The sequence below is a fragment of the Herbidospora sp. RD11066 genome (assembly GCF_054661255.1).
On the sequence record NZ_BAAGDO010000004.1, the window covers coordinates 297599 to 310787 of the forward strand.

Annotated in this window: 14 protein-coding genes; 6 read left to right on the plus strand and 8 right to left on the minus strand. The window is 69.2% G+C overall.

Annotated features, from left to right (window positions below; translation table 11 throughout):
• Positions 1-40 precede the first annotated feature (40 nt).
• Complete coding sequence (gene ggt, locus ACYQ78_RS18175; protein WP_459802027.1) at positions 41-1780, plus strand: gamma-glutamyltransferase; 1740 nt, start codon at positions 41-43, stop codon at positions 1778-1780.
• Positions 1781-1846: 66 nt separating this feature from the next.
• Here the strand turns inward: ggt and ACYQ78_RS18180 are convergent, their stop codons facing one another.
• A complete protein-coding gene (locus tag ACYQ78_RS18180) occupies positions 1847-2029 on the minus strand; it encodes a hypothetical protein (RefSeq protein ID WP_459802028.1) in 183 nt (60 codons plus the stop codon).
• A 117-nt stretch (positions 2030-2146) separates the two neighbouring features.
• On the opposite strand from ACYQ78_RS18180, the gene ACYQ78_RS18185 reads away from it, so the two are divergent.
• Positions 2147-2911: an SURF1 family protein gene (locus tag ACYQ78_RS18185; protein ID WP_459802029.1), complete on the plus strand. Its 765-nt coding sequence runs from the start codon at positions 2147-2149 to the stop codon at positions 2909-2911.
• Positions 2912-2913: 2 nt separating this feature from the next.
• Complete coding sequence (locus tag ACYQ78_RS18190) at positions 2914-3219, plus strand: DUF3817 domain-containing protein (RefSeq protein WP_459802415.1); 306 nt, start codon at positions 2914-2916, stop codon at positions 3217-3219.
• A 1-nt stretch (position 3220) separates the two neighbouring features.
• Here the strand turns inward: ACYQ78_RS18190 and ACYQ78_RS18195 are convergent, their stop codons facing one another.
• Genes ACYQ78_RS18195 through ACYQ78_RS18205 form a run of 3 tightly spaced genes read right to left on the minus strand, consistent with a single transcriptional unit; the run spans position 3221 to position 5853 of the window.
• On the minus strand, positions 3221-3412 hold the full coding sequence (locus ACYQ78_RS18195; RefSeq protein WP_066372860.1) for a hypothetical protein: 192 nt from the start codon (positions 3410-3412) through the stop codon (positions 3221-3223).
• A gap of 52 nt (positions 3413-3464) precedes the next feature.
• Positions 3465-4397, minus strand: a complete 933-nt coding sequence (locus ACYQ78_RS18200; RefSeq protein WP_459802030.1) for an LLM class F420-dependent oxidoreductase — start codon at positions 4395-4397, stop codon at positions 3465-3467.
• A gap of 31 nt (positions 4398-4428) precedes the next feature.
• A complete protein-coding gene (locus ACYQ78_RS18205) occupies positions 4429-5853 on the minus strand; it encodes a carotenoid oxygenase family protein (protein WP_459802031.1) in 1425 nt (474 codons plus the stop codon).
• Positions 5854-5967: 114 nt separating this feature from the next.
• On the opposite strand from ACYQ78_RS18205, the gene ACYQ78_RS18210 reads away from it, so the two are divergent.
• The gene (locus tag ACYQ78_RS18210) at positions 5968-6894 is read left to right on the plus strand and encodes a winged helix-turn-helix transcriptional regulator (RefSeq protein ID WP_459802032.1); all 927 of its coding nucleotides are present in this window, start codon (positions 5968-5970) and stop codon (positions 6892-6894) included.
• On the opposite strand, the gene ACYQ78_RS18215 is transcribed toward ACYQ78_RS18210, so the two are convergent.
• Complete coding sequence (locus ACYQ78_RS18215; RefSeq protein WP_459802033.1) at positions 6884-7336, minus strand: hemerythrin domain-containing protein; 453 nt, start codon at positions 7334-7336, stop codon at positions 6884-6886. The genes ACYQ78_RS18210 and ACYQ78_RS18215 overlap by 11 nt on opposite strands.
• Before the next feature lie 117 nt (positions 7337-7453).
• Here ACYQ78_RS18215 and ACYQ78_RS18220 point away from each other — a divergent pair, with 117 nt between their 5' ends.
• The gene (locus tag ACYQ78_RS18220) at positions 7454-9073 is read left to right on the plus strand and encodes a class I adenylate-forming enzyme family protein (protein ID WP_459802034.1); all 1620 of its coding nucleotides are present in this window, start codon (positions 7454-7456) and stop codon (positions 9071-9073) included.
• Here ACYQ78_RS18220 and ACYQ78_RS18225 read toward each other — a convergent pair.
• Both ACYQ78_RS18225 and ACYQ78_RS18230 read right to left on the minus strand, forming a co-directional pair.
• Entirely contained in the window at positions 9070-9600 is a 531-nt protein-coding gene (locus ACYQ78_RS18225) for an HD domain-containing protein (protein WP_459802035.1), read from the minus strand. The genes ACYQ78_RS18220 and ACYQ78_RS18225 overlap by 4 nt on opposite strands.
• A 1-nt stretch (position 9601) precedes the next feature.
• Complete coding sequence (locus ACYQ78_RS18230; protein ID WP_459802036.1) at positions 9602-10108, minus strand: helix-turn-helix domain-containing protein; 507 nt, start codon at positions 10106-10108, stop codon at positions 9602-9604.
• A gap of 59 nt (positions 10109-10167) precedes the next feature.
• Here ACYQ78_RS18230 and ACYQ78_RS18235 point away from each other — a divergent pair, with 59 nt between their 5' ends.
• Entirely contained in the window at positions 10168-11301 is a 1134-nt protein-coding gene (locus ACYQ78_RS18235; RefSeq protein ID WP_459802037.1) for a benzoate/H(+) symporter BenE family transporter, read from the plus strand.
• Here the strand turns inward: ACYQ78_RS18235 and ACYQ78_RS18240 are convergent.
• Positions 11250-13145, minus strand: coding sequence for a prolyl oligopeptidase family serine peptidase (locus ACYQ78_RS18240; protein ID WP_459802038.1), 1896 nt, complete (start codon positions 13143-13145; stop codon positions 11250-11252). The genes ACYQ78_RS18235 and ACYQ78_RS18240 overlap by 52 nt on opposite strands.
• Between the last annotated feature and the right edge of the window lie 44 nt (positions 13146-13189).

A 13189-nucleotide genomic window follows, 5' to 3' on the forward strand; every position in this document is an offset into this window, starting at 1 on the left:
TGTCCGGTCATCCTTGGATGATCACAAAGTGGAGGTGGCCATGAGACGCGTCACAGGCGCCGCGCTCGGGATCGTCGTGATGGGCGCGCTCGTCGCGCCCCCCGCCCAGGCACGGCCCCAAGTGGAGAAGAAACCGGTCGCGGAGGGGTACGGCGGCGCCGTGGCCACCGTCGACCTCGACGCCAGCAAGATCGCGCTGGACGTCCTGAAGAACGGCGGCAACGCCATGGACGCCGTGGTCGCCGGAGCCGCCGCCCTCGGCGTGACCGAGCCCTACTCGGCAGGTCTGGCCGGAGGCGGCTTCATCGTCTACTACGACTCCCGCTCCCGGCGGGTGATCAACATCGACGGCCGCGAGACCGCCCCCGCGAAGATGGTCTCGACGACCTTCGAGGGCATCCCCTTCGACCAGGCCGTCACCAGCGGCCTCTCGGTCGGAGTGCCCGGCAGCGTCGCCCAGTGGGATCTGGCGCTGCGCCGCTACGGCACGCTGTCGCTGAAGAAGGCCCTCAAGCCCGCCGCCGACCTGGCCCGCAAGGGCTTCGTCGTCGACCAGACCTTCTACGACCAGACCGCCGCCAACGCGGCCCGCTTCGCCGACTTCACCTCCACGGCCTCGTTGTACCTCCCGAACGGCGCCCCGCCCCCGGTCGGCTCGACGTTCAGGAACCCCGACCTGGCCCGCACCTACCAGGAACTCGCCGACAAGGGCCCCTCGTGGCTGTACGGCGGCAGGCTCGGCCAGGAGATCGTCGCCACCGTCAAGACCCCGCCCGTCACCCCCGGCTCGACCCGGAACGTCCGGCCCGGCCTGATGGAGGTCTCCGACCTGCGGTCCTACAAGGCGCTCACCCCCGAGCCGACCAAGGTCCGCTGGAACGGCCTCGACGTCTACGGCATGGCCCCGCCGTCGTCCGGCGGGTCGACGGTCGGTGAGGCGCTCAACATCCTGGAGAACGTCGGCCCGGCCGACCTGGGCGACTACCTGAACGCCAGCCGCCTGGCCTTCGCCGACCGCAACGCCTACGTGGGCGACCCCAACTTCGTGCGGGTGCCGCTGAAGGAGATCCTCTCGGAGGGCTTCGGCAAGGAGCGCGCCTGTCTCATCGGTGACACCGCGCTGCCCCACCCGGCCGCCCCCGGCCAGCCCGACGGCGCCTACGGCCCCTGCGCCGCACCGGCTCCCGCGCCGGAATCCAAGGAGCAGCAGCCGGAAGGCCCCGAGACCACGCATCTGGTCGCCACCGACCGGTGGGGCAACGTGGCGGCGTACAACATCACCATCGAGCAGACCGGCGGCGCCGGGATCGTCGTCCCCAACCGGGGGATCCTGCTCAACAACGAGCTGACCGACTTCACCTTCGGCCCGGCCCCCGCCGACCCGAACCTGCCCGCCCCCGGCAAGCGCCCGCGTTCCTCGATGGCGCCGACGATCGTGCTGAAGGACGGAAAGCCGCTGCTCGCGGTCGGTTCACCCGGCGGCGCGACGATCATCACGACCGTGCTGCAGATCCTGCTCAACCGCTTCACGTTCGGCATGTCGCTGCCCGACGCCCTGGCCGCCCCGCGCGCCTCGCAGCGCAACATCGCGGCGACCCAGGCCGAACAGGCCTTCATCGACAAATACGGCGCCGAGCTGACCGCCAAGGGTCACACGTTCGCGCTCACTCCGGAGATCGGCGCCGCGACCGCGCTGGAGTTCCTCCGGCACGGCAAGATCCAGGCCGTCGCCGAGCCCACCCGCCGTGGCGGGGGCAGCGCGCTGGTCGTGAAGGACTAGCTACAAGGGCATGTCAAAACCGCCGGCGGGCGCGGTCGCCGGCGGTTCTGCATGTGGAGGCTGGCCTCAGGCGAGGAAGAAGTAGCCGACGACAGCCACCACGATCACCAGGGCGACGCCCAGGGCGATGTAGAGGGGCAGGCGCGACGACTCCTGCTTTTCAACCTGCTGCGCGGCCTCTTCCTGGTTACGGGCGAAGGCCCGGAAGGCCTGCGTGTTCCCGGCCGGGTCAACCTGTGGGTCAGACATGTCACGAACTCTAGCGACACACCATGCCCACGAGACACCAATATGTCGTTATTGCTAGTTTTGCCGAATCCGGCCCCATGGCCGGGACCGGTGTGCATGACGGATACCTTGTGAGTCATGCTGCGCACCCTGTTCTCCCCCCGGCTGGTGGGCCTCCACCTGCTGGTGATCGGGGTTCTGGTGGCCTTCATCCTGCTCGGCCGCTGGCAGCTCGGCGTCTTCACCGACTCCGGGCGACCCCGGGCCGCCGCCGACCCGGCTCCCGTCGCGCTGACCGAGCTCAGCGCCCCGGGCGAGCGCGTCACCACCGACGAGATCGGCCGCAGGGTCACCGCCACCGGCACCTACGACTCCACCGCGCAGTTGCTGGTCGCCGACCGCGAGCCCGACGTGGCCGCCCCCGGCGGCCGGGCCTCGGCCGGAGCCGGGTTCTGGCTGCTCACCCCGCTGACCCTCACCGACGGCTCGACCATGCCGGTCGTCCGCGGCTGGGTGGCCTCGCCCGACGATCCGGGGGCGGCCGTCCCCGCCGGTCAGGTGAACGTCACCGGCCGCCTGCGGGCCCCCGACCAGTCGGACGCGGTGCAGCGCGGCGGCGTGTTGCCCACCGGGCAGGTCGCGACCGTCTCGACGGCCGAGCTGCTCAACCTGTGGAGCGGCGACCTGCGCGACGGCTTCGTGGTGGCCACCGAACAGACGCCCGCCCTGTCGGCCACCCCGGTGGCCGTGCCCGCCCCCGCCGTGGGGGCCGCGCTGACCTGGCGCAACCTGGCCTACGCGGCCCAGTGGTGGATCTTCGCGGCGTTCGCCGTCTACATGTGGTTCCACTTCGTCCGCGACGCCGTACGATCTGATGACCCCGAACCCGATCCGGAGACGTGACCGTGGAATCCGCCCTCAAGCCGTTTCGAGTCATGGCCTACATCGTGGGCTGCATGCTGCTCGTGCTCGTGACCGGAATGGTCCTGCGCTACGGGTTCGACATCCCCGGGCCTTCGCAGATCATCTCGCCGATCCACGGCTTCCTCTACATGATCTATCTGGTCGCCACCATCAACCTGGGCCTGAAGGCCCGCTGGTCGTGGGGCTACATCCTGGGCGTGATGCTCGCCGGAACGGTGCCGTTCCTGTCGTTCTACTTCGAACGACGGGTCACCGACCGGGTTCACGCCCAGGTGGCCACGGCCTGAGTTAGCGGCCGATGCCCTTGCGCCGGAGCCGCAGGATCCGGCGCCGCTGCGATTCGTCGAGCATGAACCAGGCGACGACGGGCGCCCCGAGGAGCCCTGCCACCACCAAGAAGGCGATCAGGTTGGGCAGCAGCCAGATGGCGATGAGCGAGCCGATGCCCGCACCGATGTAGTACTTGGCAAGTGGCGACATTGGGGCCCCTTCGGATCATTCGCGATACATCTCAATACTGGACGATGGATCCTCAACGCGCGCCCAGAGCCCGCAGTTCCCTGAGCGTTGTGGCGCCCCCCGGGTCGTTGTCCGTGCTCACGGGCACCACGGCTATCTCGTCGACCCCGGCGTCACGGTATTCGGCCTGCCTCTTCTCGATGGTGTCGCCGAGCAGTCCCACCGATTCGAGCAGCTCGTCGGGGATTCTGGCAAGCAGCTCACGCGGGTGCGGCCGGGTCCGCGCGAACGCGACGACGTCGCCGAACCCGGCTTCGGCGAACATCTCGCCGTAGCCCGGGGCGGCCAGATAGCCGACGACGGCCCGGCGGAGCTGCTCGATCGCGGCCGCGTCCTTGTGCACGGAGGCGGTCACCCAGGCGGTCACCCGCTTGCCGCCGGCGGCCCGGAAGTCACTGATCAGACGGGCGGCCGAGGCCGGGGTGATCAGGTTGAGCACCATGCGGTCGGCCGTGGCGGCAATTCTTACAGCCTGGGGGCCGAAGGCCGCCACGGTGATCGTCGATCGCGGTGCGTTCAGCCTCAGGCGGTAGCCGTCGGAGCGAGCATGTCCCGATTTTTCGCCATTAAGGAGCCCGCGCAGCACCTCGACCTGGTCGGCCAGCGCTTTCGCGGAACCCGCATGGGGGCGCCCATGCCACTTCTCCACCACGAGAGGGCTCGACGTGCCGATCGCCACGTTGATTTCTCTCTGGACGAGATCCGCGACCGAGGCCACGCCCATCGCGATCATCATCGGATCGCGGACCGCGACGGCGAAGGGTCCGAGGGTCAGCCCGATCCGCTCGGTGGCCAGGCCGATGGCGGTGCCGAGCGCGAAGGCGTCGTAGGTGGCCATCTCGCCCACCCAGAGCTCGGGATAGCCGAGCTCGTCGGCGGCCTTGGCGGTGAGCAGGGCCTCGGAAGCCGGCCGGTCCTGCCAAAGGCCGAGGGAAACGCTGAGCATGTGGTGCCGATCTCCTCAAACAGGTGCGGGTTCAGAGCTGGTCTGCCCGCACCCAGGTGGCGTGGAAGCCGAGGGGCACGCGCTGCGGGAGCAGTACCCGTGCCACCGGGCCCTTGGTGATGTCGGATGCGTCGAGGATCTGCACCTCTGACTTCCCCTCGCGCTCGTCGGTGACGAAGGAGACGAGGTAGCCGTCGTCTTCGCCCTTGGAGTTGTCGCGGGGGGCGAAGGGGGCCTCGCTGCCGTAGCGGTGGTCGCCGTAGTAATAGGTCTGTTTCGCGCCGGTGAGGTTGTCGTACTTCACCAGGCCGTCGAACAGGTTGGTGGGGGCCTGCTTCACCGAGACGTTGTAGGCGTAGCGCGACTTCCGCCCGACCAGGCGCTGGTCGATCGACGGGAACTCGGTGTTGTGGTCGCCGTCGACGTAGGTCTCCGACGTCGCGCCGGTGAGCAGGTTGAAGCGGTAGCGGTACATCCGCGCGTCGAGCTTCAGGTAGCTGATCATGCGGGCCAGCGCGCTGCCGGAGCCCGCGGGAGCGGGGCGGCCGACGCGGCAGACGTCCATGACGATCTCGTCGCCCTCCTCCCACGCGTTGACCACGTGGTAGATGTAGCACGGCTTCGCCTCGAACCATCTGATCTGGTCGGCCCGGCCGCGCTTGGGGATCACGCCGAACCGCGACGGCAGCGACCGGTCGAAGGTCAGCTTGTAGCGGCCCTGGCGGGCGGCGTCGAGGTCCTGGAACAGCGGCAGGTCCATCAGGACCGCGTAATTGTCGGTGATCGCCATGTCGTGGGGGAGCCGGGCGCCCGGCAGGTCGAGGTCGACCACGTGCTCGACGGTGCCCTGGGGGCCGACCACTCCGTACCGGAGATAGGGCGGTTTGGGCCCGTAGTCGAACCAGAACAGCTCGCCGGTCCGCTCGTCGACCTTCGGATGGGCCATGACGTCGCCGGTCAGCGTGTCGAGGAAGGTCTGGGTGCCGAGCGTCTCAAGGGAGAGGGGGTCCATCGTGTACGGCGTCCCGCACAGGTACCACGTCGTGAGCAGGCGGCCCTGGTGGAACACGATGTCGGTGTTCGAGGAGTCCTTCAGGTTGAGGCCGCGCGTGTTGCCGAACGGGTTGGCCTTGGGGTTCTCCATGACCCCGGTCCACAGCGAGCGCCCGGCCGCGCTCTCGGCCTCGAACGCCTTCGTGCGCACCCACCGGTTGCGGTAGCGGGCGGTGCCGTTCTCGAAGTGGACGGCGTGGACCATGCCGTCGCCGTCGAACCAGTGGTAGCGGCCGGCCATCGGGAACCGCGCGTTCGGACCGTTCCGCAGGTAGACCCCGTTGAGGTCGGACGGGATCTCGCCGATCACCGTGAGCTGGTCGGCGGTGAGCTCCTCATGGACGGGCGCGTACACCCCGAGGAGGTATGGGTTGTCTTCGCCGGATTCGTCCAGAACTTTCATACACGGACGCTACGGAAAGAGAAGTCAGCTCGTCAATGTGCCCTTAGAGTGGGATATTCGGGTTCATCCAGTAAGCGCGGGGAAACATGCACAGCACCACCTGTCAGGAATCTCATGCCTGAGGCCACCCTGACGGTCGCACCACCTTCGGCCTCGGTCGAAGAGCGGCTCACCCCGATCGGTCAGGCACTCACGATCCTCGGTGACCGATGGGTCCTGATGATCCTCCAGCGGGCCTTCCTGCTCCACGTCCGCACCTTCGCCGGGTGGCGCGACGAACTGGGCATCAGCGAGTCGGTGCTGGCCTCCCGCCTCAAGGAACTCGTGGCCTGCGGCATCTTCGAGACCGCCGCCTACCGCAACGGCCGCCTCCGTTACGAATACCGCCTCACGCAGCGCGGCCTCGACCTGTGGTCGCTGCTGGTCGCCATCTATTCGTGGGAACGCGACTGGACCGACCGCGAGCTGCCCCCGCTGATCCACGACTCCTGCGGCTACGAATCGCGGCCCGTGCTCGGCTGCGGCCACTGCCTCCAGGTGATGACCGCCCGCGCGACCCACACCGTGCGGGGCCCGAACGCCACCTTCGCCAGCGCCCACGCGCCCCGGCAGCACCGCCGCACCAGCGCCCCCCGGCCCGACTACCTCGGCTACTGCCCCGACGCCATGGAGATCCTCGGCGACCGGTGGTCCACCCACGTGCTGGCCGCCGCCTTCCTCGGGGTGAAGCGCTTCGGCGACTTCCAGGCCGAGATGGGCATCGCGCCCTCGGTGCTGACCGACCGGCTGCGCCGCTTCGTGGACCTCGGCGTCTTCCGCCCGTGCGAGACCGGCTACCGCCTCACCGACAAGGGGCTGGCCTTCTTCGAGGTCTTCGCGTTCCTCGTCGACTGGGCCCAGCGCGAGCTGCCGACGCCGCCGGGCTCCAGACTCGACATCACCCACAAGTCCTGCGGCGCCGGGCTCGCTCCCGTGTTGCTCTGCACCGCCTGCGGCGGCGTGCTGGCCCGCCGCGAGGTGCACTTCGACATCAGTGCCTGAAGGTCTCCCTCACCTTTTCGGCCATCGCGTGCCGCTCGGCCGCGCTGGTCATCGAGTCGAGTGCGGCGTACTCGTACCTCTCCTCCGCGGTCACGTGCGCGAACACCCACGCCCGGAGTACCTCTAAGTCACGTGTGAAGTCGGGCGAATCGGGGTCCAGGCTCGCCAGCAGTTCCCTGATCTTCCGCGTCTCCGCCTTCCGGCTCCCGACGATCTCCGCCCCGCCGTTCAGGCGGGACAGCGCGACCGGATGGACGACGGTCTCCTCGGCCTCCTCATGTACGGCCAGCAGCCGACCCAGCCGTCCGAAGGTCTCCCTGCGGTCGGCCGGCAGACTGCGCTCCACTTCATCGAACAGATCCCTGATCAGGGCGTGCTGGCGGGTCAGCACGATGATCACGTCCAGGTCCTGATCCGGCTCGACGGTGGTGCGGCGGTCCATGTGTCGCCTCCTTTCTGATCTCTTCCGCCTAACCCACATGAATCAGACGAAACTCGTTGACCCTGGAGACGGGGTTGCCTAATGTTCCGGGCACAATCAAAGACCCGGGAGTCCGGTATGAGGCTGCACGCGAAAGACGTCGTCGAGCGCTACACCTCCGCCGGGTGGTGGACTGACGACACCATTGACGGAATGTTGCGGGCCCGGGTTGCCGAGCGGCCCGACGCCTTGGCCGTGGCCGACCCGCCCAACAAGGCCGCTCTCATGGGGGGTTCCGCCCCCAAACGGCTGACGTGGGCCGAGCTCGACGCCGAGGTCGACCGGGTTGCGGCCGTCCTTGTCGACCGTGGAGTTGCGGCGTCCGACGTGGTGGCGGTGCAGCTCCCGAACTCGGTCGAGCTGGCCGTGACGGTTCTGGCCGTGGTGCGCATCGGGGCGATCGTCACGCCGTTCCCGGTGCAATATCGGCGCTACGAACTGGCGCAGCTGACCCCTCTTGCCGCCGCCTCGGTGTTCGTGACGTCCGCCGACCGGGCGGAGGTCGTCCACGAGATCGGTGTGGAGACGGTCCTTGAGTGGGGCGGCGACCTGGAGACCGCGACCGGCGACGCCGGGAAGCTGGCCGGGCACCTCGCCGGGCTGACGGTCGACCCCAACGACTGCGTGACCATCTGCTGGACCTCCGGCACCGAGGCCACCCCCAAGGGCGTGCCGCGCTGCCACTACGACTGGGGCGCCGTCGGCTGGACCTGCGCCGACGCGGTCGGGCTCGACGCCGCCGACGTCGTGCTCAACCCGTTCCCGATGGTCAACATGGCCGGCATCGGCGGCGTCTTCATGCCGTGGCTGCGCACCGGCTTCGCGCTCATCCAGCACCACCCGTTCGACCTGCCCGTCTACCTCACGCAGGTCTCCACCGAGCGGGTCACCTACACCCTCGCGCCGCCCGCGCTGCTGACGATGCTGCTGCACAAGCCCGAGGTGCTCGGCCAGTTCGACATCTCCTCGCTCACCCGGATCGGCTCGGGCTCGGCGCCGCTGCCACCACCGATGGTGCGCGGCTGGCAGGAGAAATACGGCATCGCGATCATCAACTTCTTCGGCTCGAACGAGGGCATCGCGCTCCTGTCGGACCCCGAGACGATGCCCGACCCCGACGACCGCGCCCGCTACTTTCCCCGCCCCGACGCCCCCGGCACCTCCTGGCCCGGCACGCTCGGCGGCACCTCGGTCAAGCTCTTCTCCCACGACGGCGTCGAGGTCACCGAAGAGGGCATCCCGGGCGAGCTGCGCCTGTCGGGCCCGACGGTCTTCGCCGGATACCTCGCCGGGACCGCCGAGGCCGACCCGTTCGACGACGAGGGCTACCTGATCACCGGCGACGTCTTCGAGCTCGCCCAGGGCCGCTACCTGCGCTATGTCGACCGGGCCAAGGATCTGATCATCCGCGGCGGGATGAACATCGCGCCCGCCGAGGTCGAGGCGCTGCTGGCCGGACATCCCTCGATCGCCGAGGTCGCCGTCGTCGGCTACCCCGACGCGGTGCTGAGCGAGAAGGCCTGCGCGATGGTGGTCGTCAAGCCGGAGTCGACGATCACCCTGGAGTCGGTGGTCTCGTTCCTTCAGGACGCCGGAATCGCGTCGTACAAACTGCCGGAGCGTTTGGAAGTCGTCGAGGCGCTGCCCCGGAACGCGGTCGGGAAGATTCTCAAGCGGGAGCTGCGCGAGACGCTCTAGAGCTCGGGGACGCCGTATTTCTCGCGCATCGCCCGGAAGGCCGCTGCCTTGTCTTCGCCGAAACGCCTGATGCGGGCTTCGTAGTCGTCGGCGGAGACGAAGCGGGGTGGGCTGGATTTGCTGTGGAAATTGTCGGCGTACATGACGAGTTCCTCCTCGGGTGACTCGGCCAGATAATCGGCCACCGGAATCGGGAGGTTCTGTTTCCGCACGTCATCGCAGGTGAGGCCGACGCCGGTGTGATGGGAGCAGAAGCGGCAGAGGACTTCGGGGAAGCCTTCGGCTTTAAGGAGTTCGTGGCCGAGAATTCCGTGCTGGATATAGGGCGCCCCATTGAGGCGGTAGACGCCGATGTCATGGAGGAGGGCGCCGACGCGCACCAGCTCCGCATCGTGGACCTCGGGGATGAGAAGCCGCCGCGCGATGTCCGACACGATGACGCAGTGGGTGTAGACGAGGTCGAAGGCTTCTTGTGTCGGCGCGTATTTCTCGTGCAGCGCGCGGATTTCTTCGTCGGTGGGCAGCATGTCAGGCCGGATACCGGATCAGCAGGCTCGCCTGGACGTCTTCCGCGCCCGCCGAGTAGAGGTGCGGCGTGCTCGCGGTGAACACCAAGTGATCTCCCGGGCCTCCCCGGAGCGGGGATCCGACGGGCCCGACCTCCGCCGAGCCGGTGAAGATGGTCAGGTGTTCGGTCACCTCGGCTCCGTGGGCGGGTGACACCTGCGAGCCGCCCGCCTTGATCACCAGGCGGTAGAGCTCATAGGTCGCCCCCGCCTCGGTGAACGATTCGAGCAGCCTGCCTTCGACGGCGACGTCGGGAAGGACGGCCGGTGACGACAGCAGCGCGGTCAGCGGGACCTCCAGGGCCGCCGCGACCTTCCACAGCGTCTCCATGGTCGGGTTGCGGGTGCCCGTCTCCAGGCCGGACATCGTCGCCTTGCCCACCCCCGCCGACCGGGCCAGGGCGGACAGCGACACGCCCTTCGCCTCGCGGAGGTCTCTGAGGCGGCGGGCTATCCCTTGGGCGTCCACGCGGGCTATCCTCCCTCACATCGCAGGCGTTCCGTTTATGGAACGGGGAGGTGTGGCCCATGGTTCAGCCGATCGTCGCGGGGATCGTCACCGCCGTCGTGGGGTTCGCGAGTTCGTTCGCGATCCTGCTCGCCGGGTTCCAGGCGGTGGGGGCCACGCCGGTCCAGGCCGCCTCGGGGCTGCTGGCGGCGTGCCTGGCCGTGGGGGCGGGGTCGATCTGGCTGTCGCTGCGGTATCGGATGCCGATCGTCATCGCCTGGTCGACGCCGGGGGCCGCGCTGCTCGCCTCGACCGGGGCGGTCGAGGGTGGGTTCGCGGTCGCGGTGGGGGCGTTCCTCGTCTCGGCGGCGCTCATCGTCGTGGCCGGGCTGTTCACGCCGCTGGGGCGGTGGATCGCGGCGATTCCGCAGCCCATCGCCGCCGCGATGCTGGCGGGGGTGCTGCTCGATCTGTGCCTGGCGCCGGTCAGGGCCGTCGTGGAGGTGCCCGCGCTGGCGGTGCCGGTCGTGCTGGTCTGGCTGGTGCTCATGCGGTTCGCCCGCACGTGGGCGGTGCCGGCCGCGCTGATCGTGGCGATCGTGCTCATCGCGGCGCCCGTTGACGCGGGGTGGCCGCAGCCCGTCTTCACCGCGCCGCAGTTCACGGTGCAGGGGGTCGTGTCGATCGCGCTGCCGCTGTTCCTGGTGACCATGGCGTCGCAGAACGTCCCGGGGATGGCGGTGATGGCGGGGTTCGGCTACCAGGTGCCGTTCTCGGCGGCGCTGCGGGTCACCGGGGTCGCGTCCGCCGTGGCGGCGCCGTTCGGGGGGCACGCGGTGAACCTCGCGGCCATTTCGGCGGCGCTGTCGGCGGGGCCCGACGCCGAGCCCGATCCCGCGCGGCGGTGGATCGCGTCGACCACTTCGGGGGGCGGGATGATCGGGCTGGGGCTGTCGGCCGCCGTGGCGACCTCGTTCGTGGTGCAGTCGCCGCCGGTGCTGATCCAGGGGGTCGCGGGGCTGGCGCTGCTAGGGGCGCTCACCTCGGCGATCAGGAACATCCAGGGGGAGGCGGCCATCATCACGTTCCTGGTGACCGCCTCAGGGGTGAGCTTCCTCGGGGTGGGGGCCGCGTTCTGGGGGCTGCTCGCGGGTGGGGTCGTTCACGTGTTCTTGAACGCTTCGAGGACGAAGGAGAAGATCTCCGCCTCGTAGTGCAGGTGGGCGTAGCGGCCGGGTGGGCCCGAGTGGCCGCCGTCCTCGACCTCCACGCGGAACAGGGGGTCGGCTCCCTGCGCACGCAGGGCGGCCACCCATTTGGCCGGTTCGTGGACCAGGACGCGGGGGTCGTTGACGGCTCCCGTCACCAGGAGCGGGGGCAGGTCGCCGGTCGGGATGTTGTCGTAGGGGGAGTAGGCGAGCATCCACGTGAAGTCCTCGACGTGGCGGGGGTCGCCCCATTCGTCCCACTCGTTGACGGTCAGGGGGATGGTGTCGTCGAGCATGGTGGTGACGACGTCCACGAACGGGACCTCGGCCACGACTGCTGACCAGAGGTCGGGGCGCATTCCGTACACGGCGGCCTGGAGAAGGCCCCCGGCCGACAGTCCCCGGGTGGCGATCTTCGAGACGTGGCCGTCGAGCAGGTGTTCGGCGGCGGCGATGTGGTCGGTGAAGGTCGTGGTCTTGCGGGACAGTCTCCCGGCCTGCCACCAGGCACGGCCCATCTCGCCGCCGCCCCGGATGTGGGCGTGGGCGAAGACGGCGCCCTGGTCGAGGAAGGCCGACAGTGCGGCGTCCCAGGTCGGGTCGAAGACCGCCTCGTAGGCGCCGTAGCCGTAGAGGAGGCACGGGACCGTTCCGTCGAGGGGCGTGTCGGTGCGGCGGACGACCGTGACGGGGATGGCGGCGCCGTCGTCGGCGGGGGCCCAGAGGCGTTCGCTGACGTAGCCGTCGTGGCGGTCGTTCTCTTTGATGAGCTCGCGCGCGCCGGTCGCGAGGGTCAGCCGCCACCACTGCGTGGGTTCGCTGTACGACCCCGTCTCGAAGATCACCGTCTCGGTCGCGTAGTCGTGGTTGTGCACGAGGGCGATCCGCCCGCACGGCACCGGGGGATGCACCTCGTAGGACGTGCCGTCGTCGCCGAGGACCCGCAGTAACGGGTCGCCGCCCCGGCGCAGCGTCAGCACCTTGTGGCCGTCGAAGCAGTCGACCTGGTGGATCCGCTCCCCGGGCAGCGGCGGCACGCCGACCACGCGGAACTCCGGGTGGCCGTCGTCGGTCCAGGTCACCAGGCCGTCGAGGGTCGCGTCGCAGCGGTATTCGATGCCCGGACGCCGCCCGCCGACCGACTCGGGCAGGCCGTCGACGACCGACCACACCTCGGTCGTGTCACGGTTGGCGGCGGTGATCAGCAGGTGGGTGCCCGACCGGGTCGCGTTGACGGTCAGCTCGAAGCGGCGGTCGCCCTCGCGCAGCACCAGTTCGTCGGTGCCCGTCTCCAGGTCGTATCGCCGCACCTCACACGGGCGGTACACCGCGTCGACCACCGTGTAGTAGAACCAGCCGTCGGCCCAGCCGCCCGTGTAGTAGGTGCCGCCGATGGTGACGGGCAGGTCCTCCATCGTGTCGAGATTCCGGAAGCGCAGGTCGTAGACCTCGTCGCCGGTCACGTCGACCGAATAGGCCAGCCACCGCCCGTCGGGGGACACCTCGCGCACACCCAGTTCGACGTACTCGCCGAAGGAGTCGAGGTCGAGGATCAGCTGGTCGGCACCATCACGCTTTCGTCTGAATTCACCGAACTCTCTTCCGGTGACAATTCGCGTGTAGTAGACAAAGGCCCCATGGCGCCAACTGACTGAGGACTCAGTCTCAGGCGTCCGTCCAGCCATTATGGCTGCGAGATGCTGCCGAAAGGGGGCGGTGTGGGCGATCCGGGACTCGTAGCGCCGCCGCTCGGAGACGAGCGCATCTCGTACCGCCTCGGGGTCTCTCATCCAGGCGTGGTCGTCGATGCGCTCGATGCCGTGCAGTTTGTGCACTACCGGGTGTGTCATGGCAGGACAGTACCGATTTGGAGCCACTCCCGCCCCCGGAGGAC

Coding starts and splice junctions, on each gene's coding strand:
- ggt (WP_459802027.1), top strand. CDS start 41: ATGAGACGCGTCACAGGCGCCGCGCTCGGGATCGTCGTGATGGGCGCG.
- ACYQ78_RS18180 (WP_459802028.1), bottom strand. CDS start 2,029: ATGTCTGACCCACAGGTTGACCCGGCCGGGAACACGCAGGCCTTCCGG.
- ACYQ78_RS18185 (WP_459802029.1), top strand. CDS start 2,147: ATGCTGCGCACCCTGTTCTCCCCCCGGCTGGTGGGCCTCCACCTGCTG.
- ACYQ78_RS18195 (WP_066372860.1), bottom strand. CDS start 3,412: ATGTCGCCACTTGCCAAGTACTACATCGGTGCGGGCATCGGCTCGCTC.
- ACYQ78_RS18200 (WP_459802030.1), bottom strand. CDS start 4,397: ATGCTCAGCGTTTCCCTCGGCCTTTGGCAGGACCGGCCGGCTTCCGAG.
- ACYQ78_RS18205 (WP_459802031.1), bottom strand. CDS start 5,853: ATGAAAGTTCTGGACGAATCCGGCGAAGACAACCCATACCTCCTCGGG.
- ACYQ78_RS18210 (WP_459802032.1), top strand. CDS start 5,968: ATGCCTGAGGCCACCCTGACGGTCGCACCACCTTCGGCCTCGGTCGAA.
- ACYQ78_RS18215 (WP_459802033.1), bottom strand. CDS start 7,336: ATGGACCGCCGCACCACCGTCGAGCCGGATCAGGACCTGGACGTGATC.
- ACYQ78_RS18220 (WP_459802034.1), top strand. CDS start 7,454: ATGAGGCTGCACGCGAAAGACGTCGTCGAGCGCTACACCTCCGCCGGG.
- ACYQ78_RS18225 (WP_459802035.1), bottom strand. CDS start 9,600: ATGCTGCCCACCGACGAAGAAATCCGCGCGCTGCACGAGAAATACGCG.
- ACYQ78_RS18235 (WP_459802037.1), top strand. CDS start 10,168: ATGGTTCAGCCGATCGTCGCGGGGATCGTCACCGCCGTCGTGGGGTTC.
- ACYQ78_RS18240 (WP_459802038.1), bottom strand. CDS start 13,145: ATGACACACCCGGTAGTGCACAAACTGCACGGCATCGAGCGCATCGAC.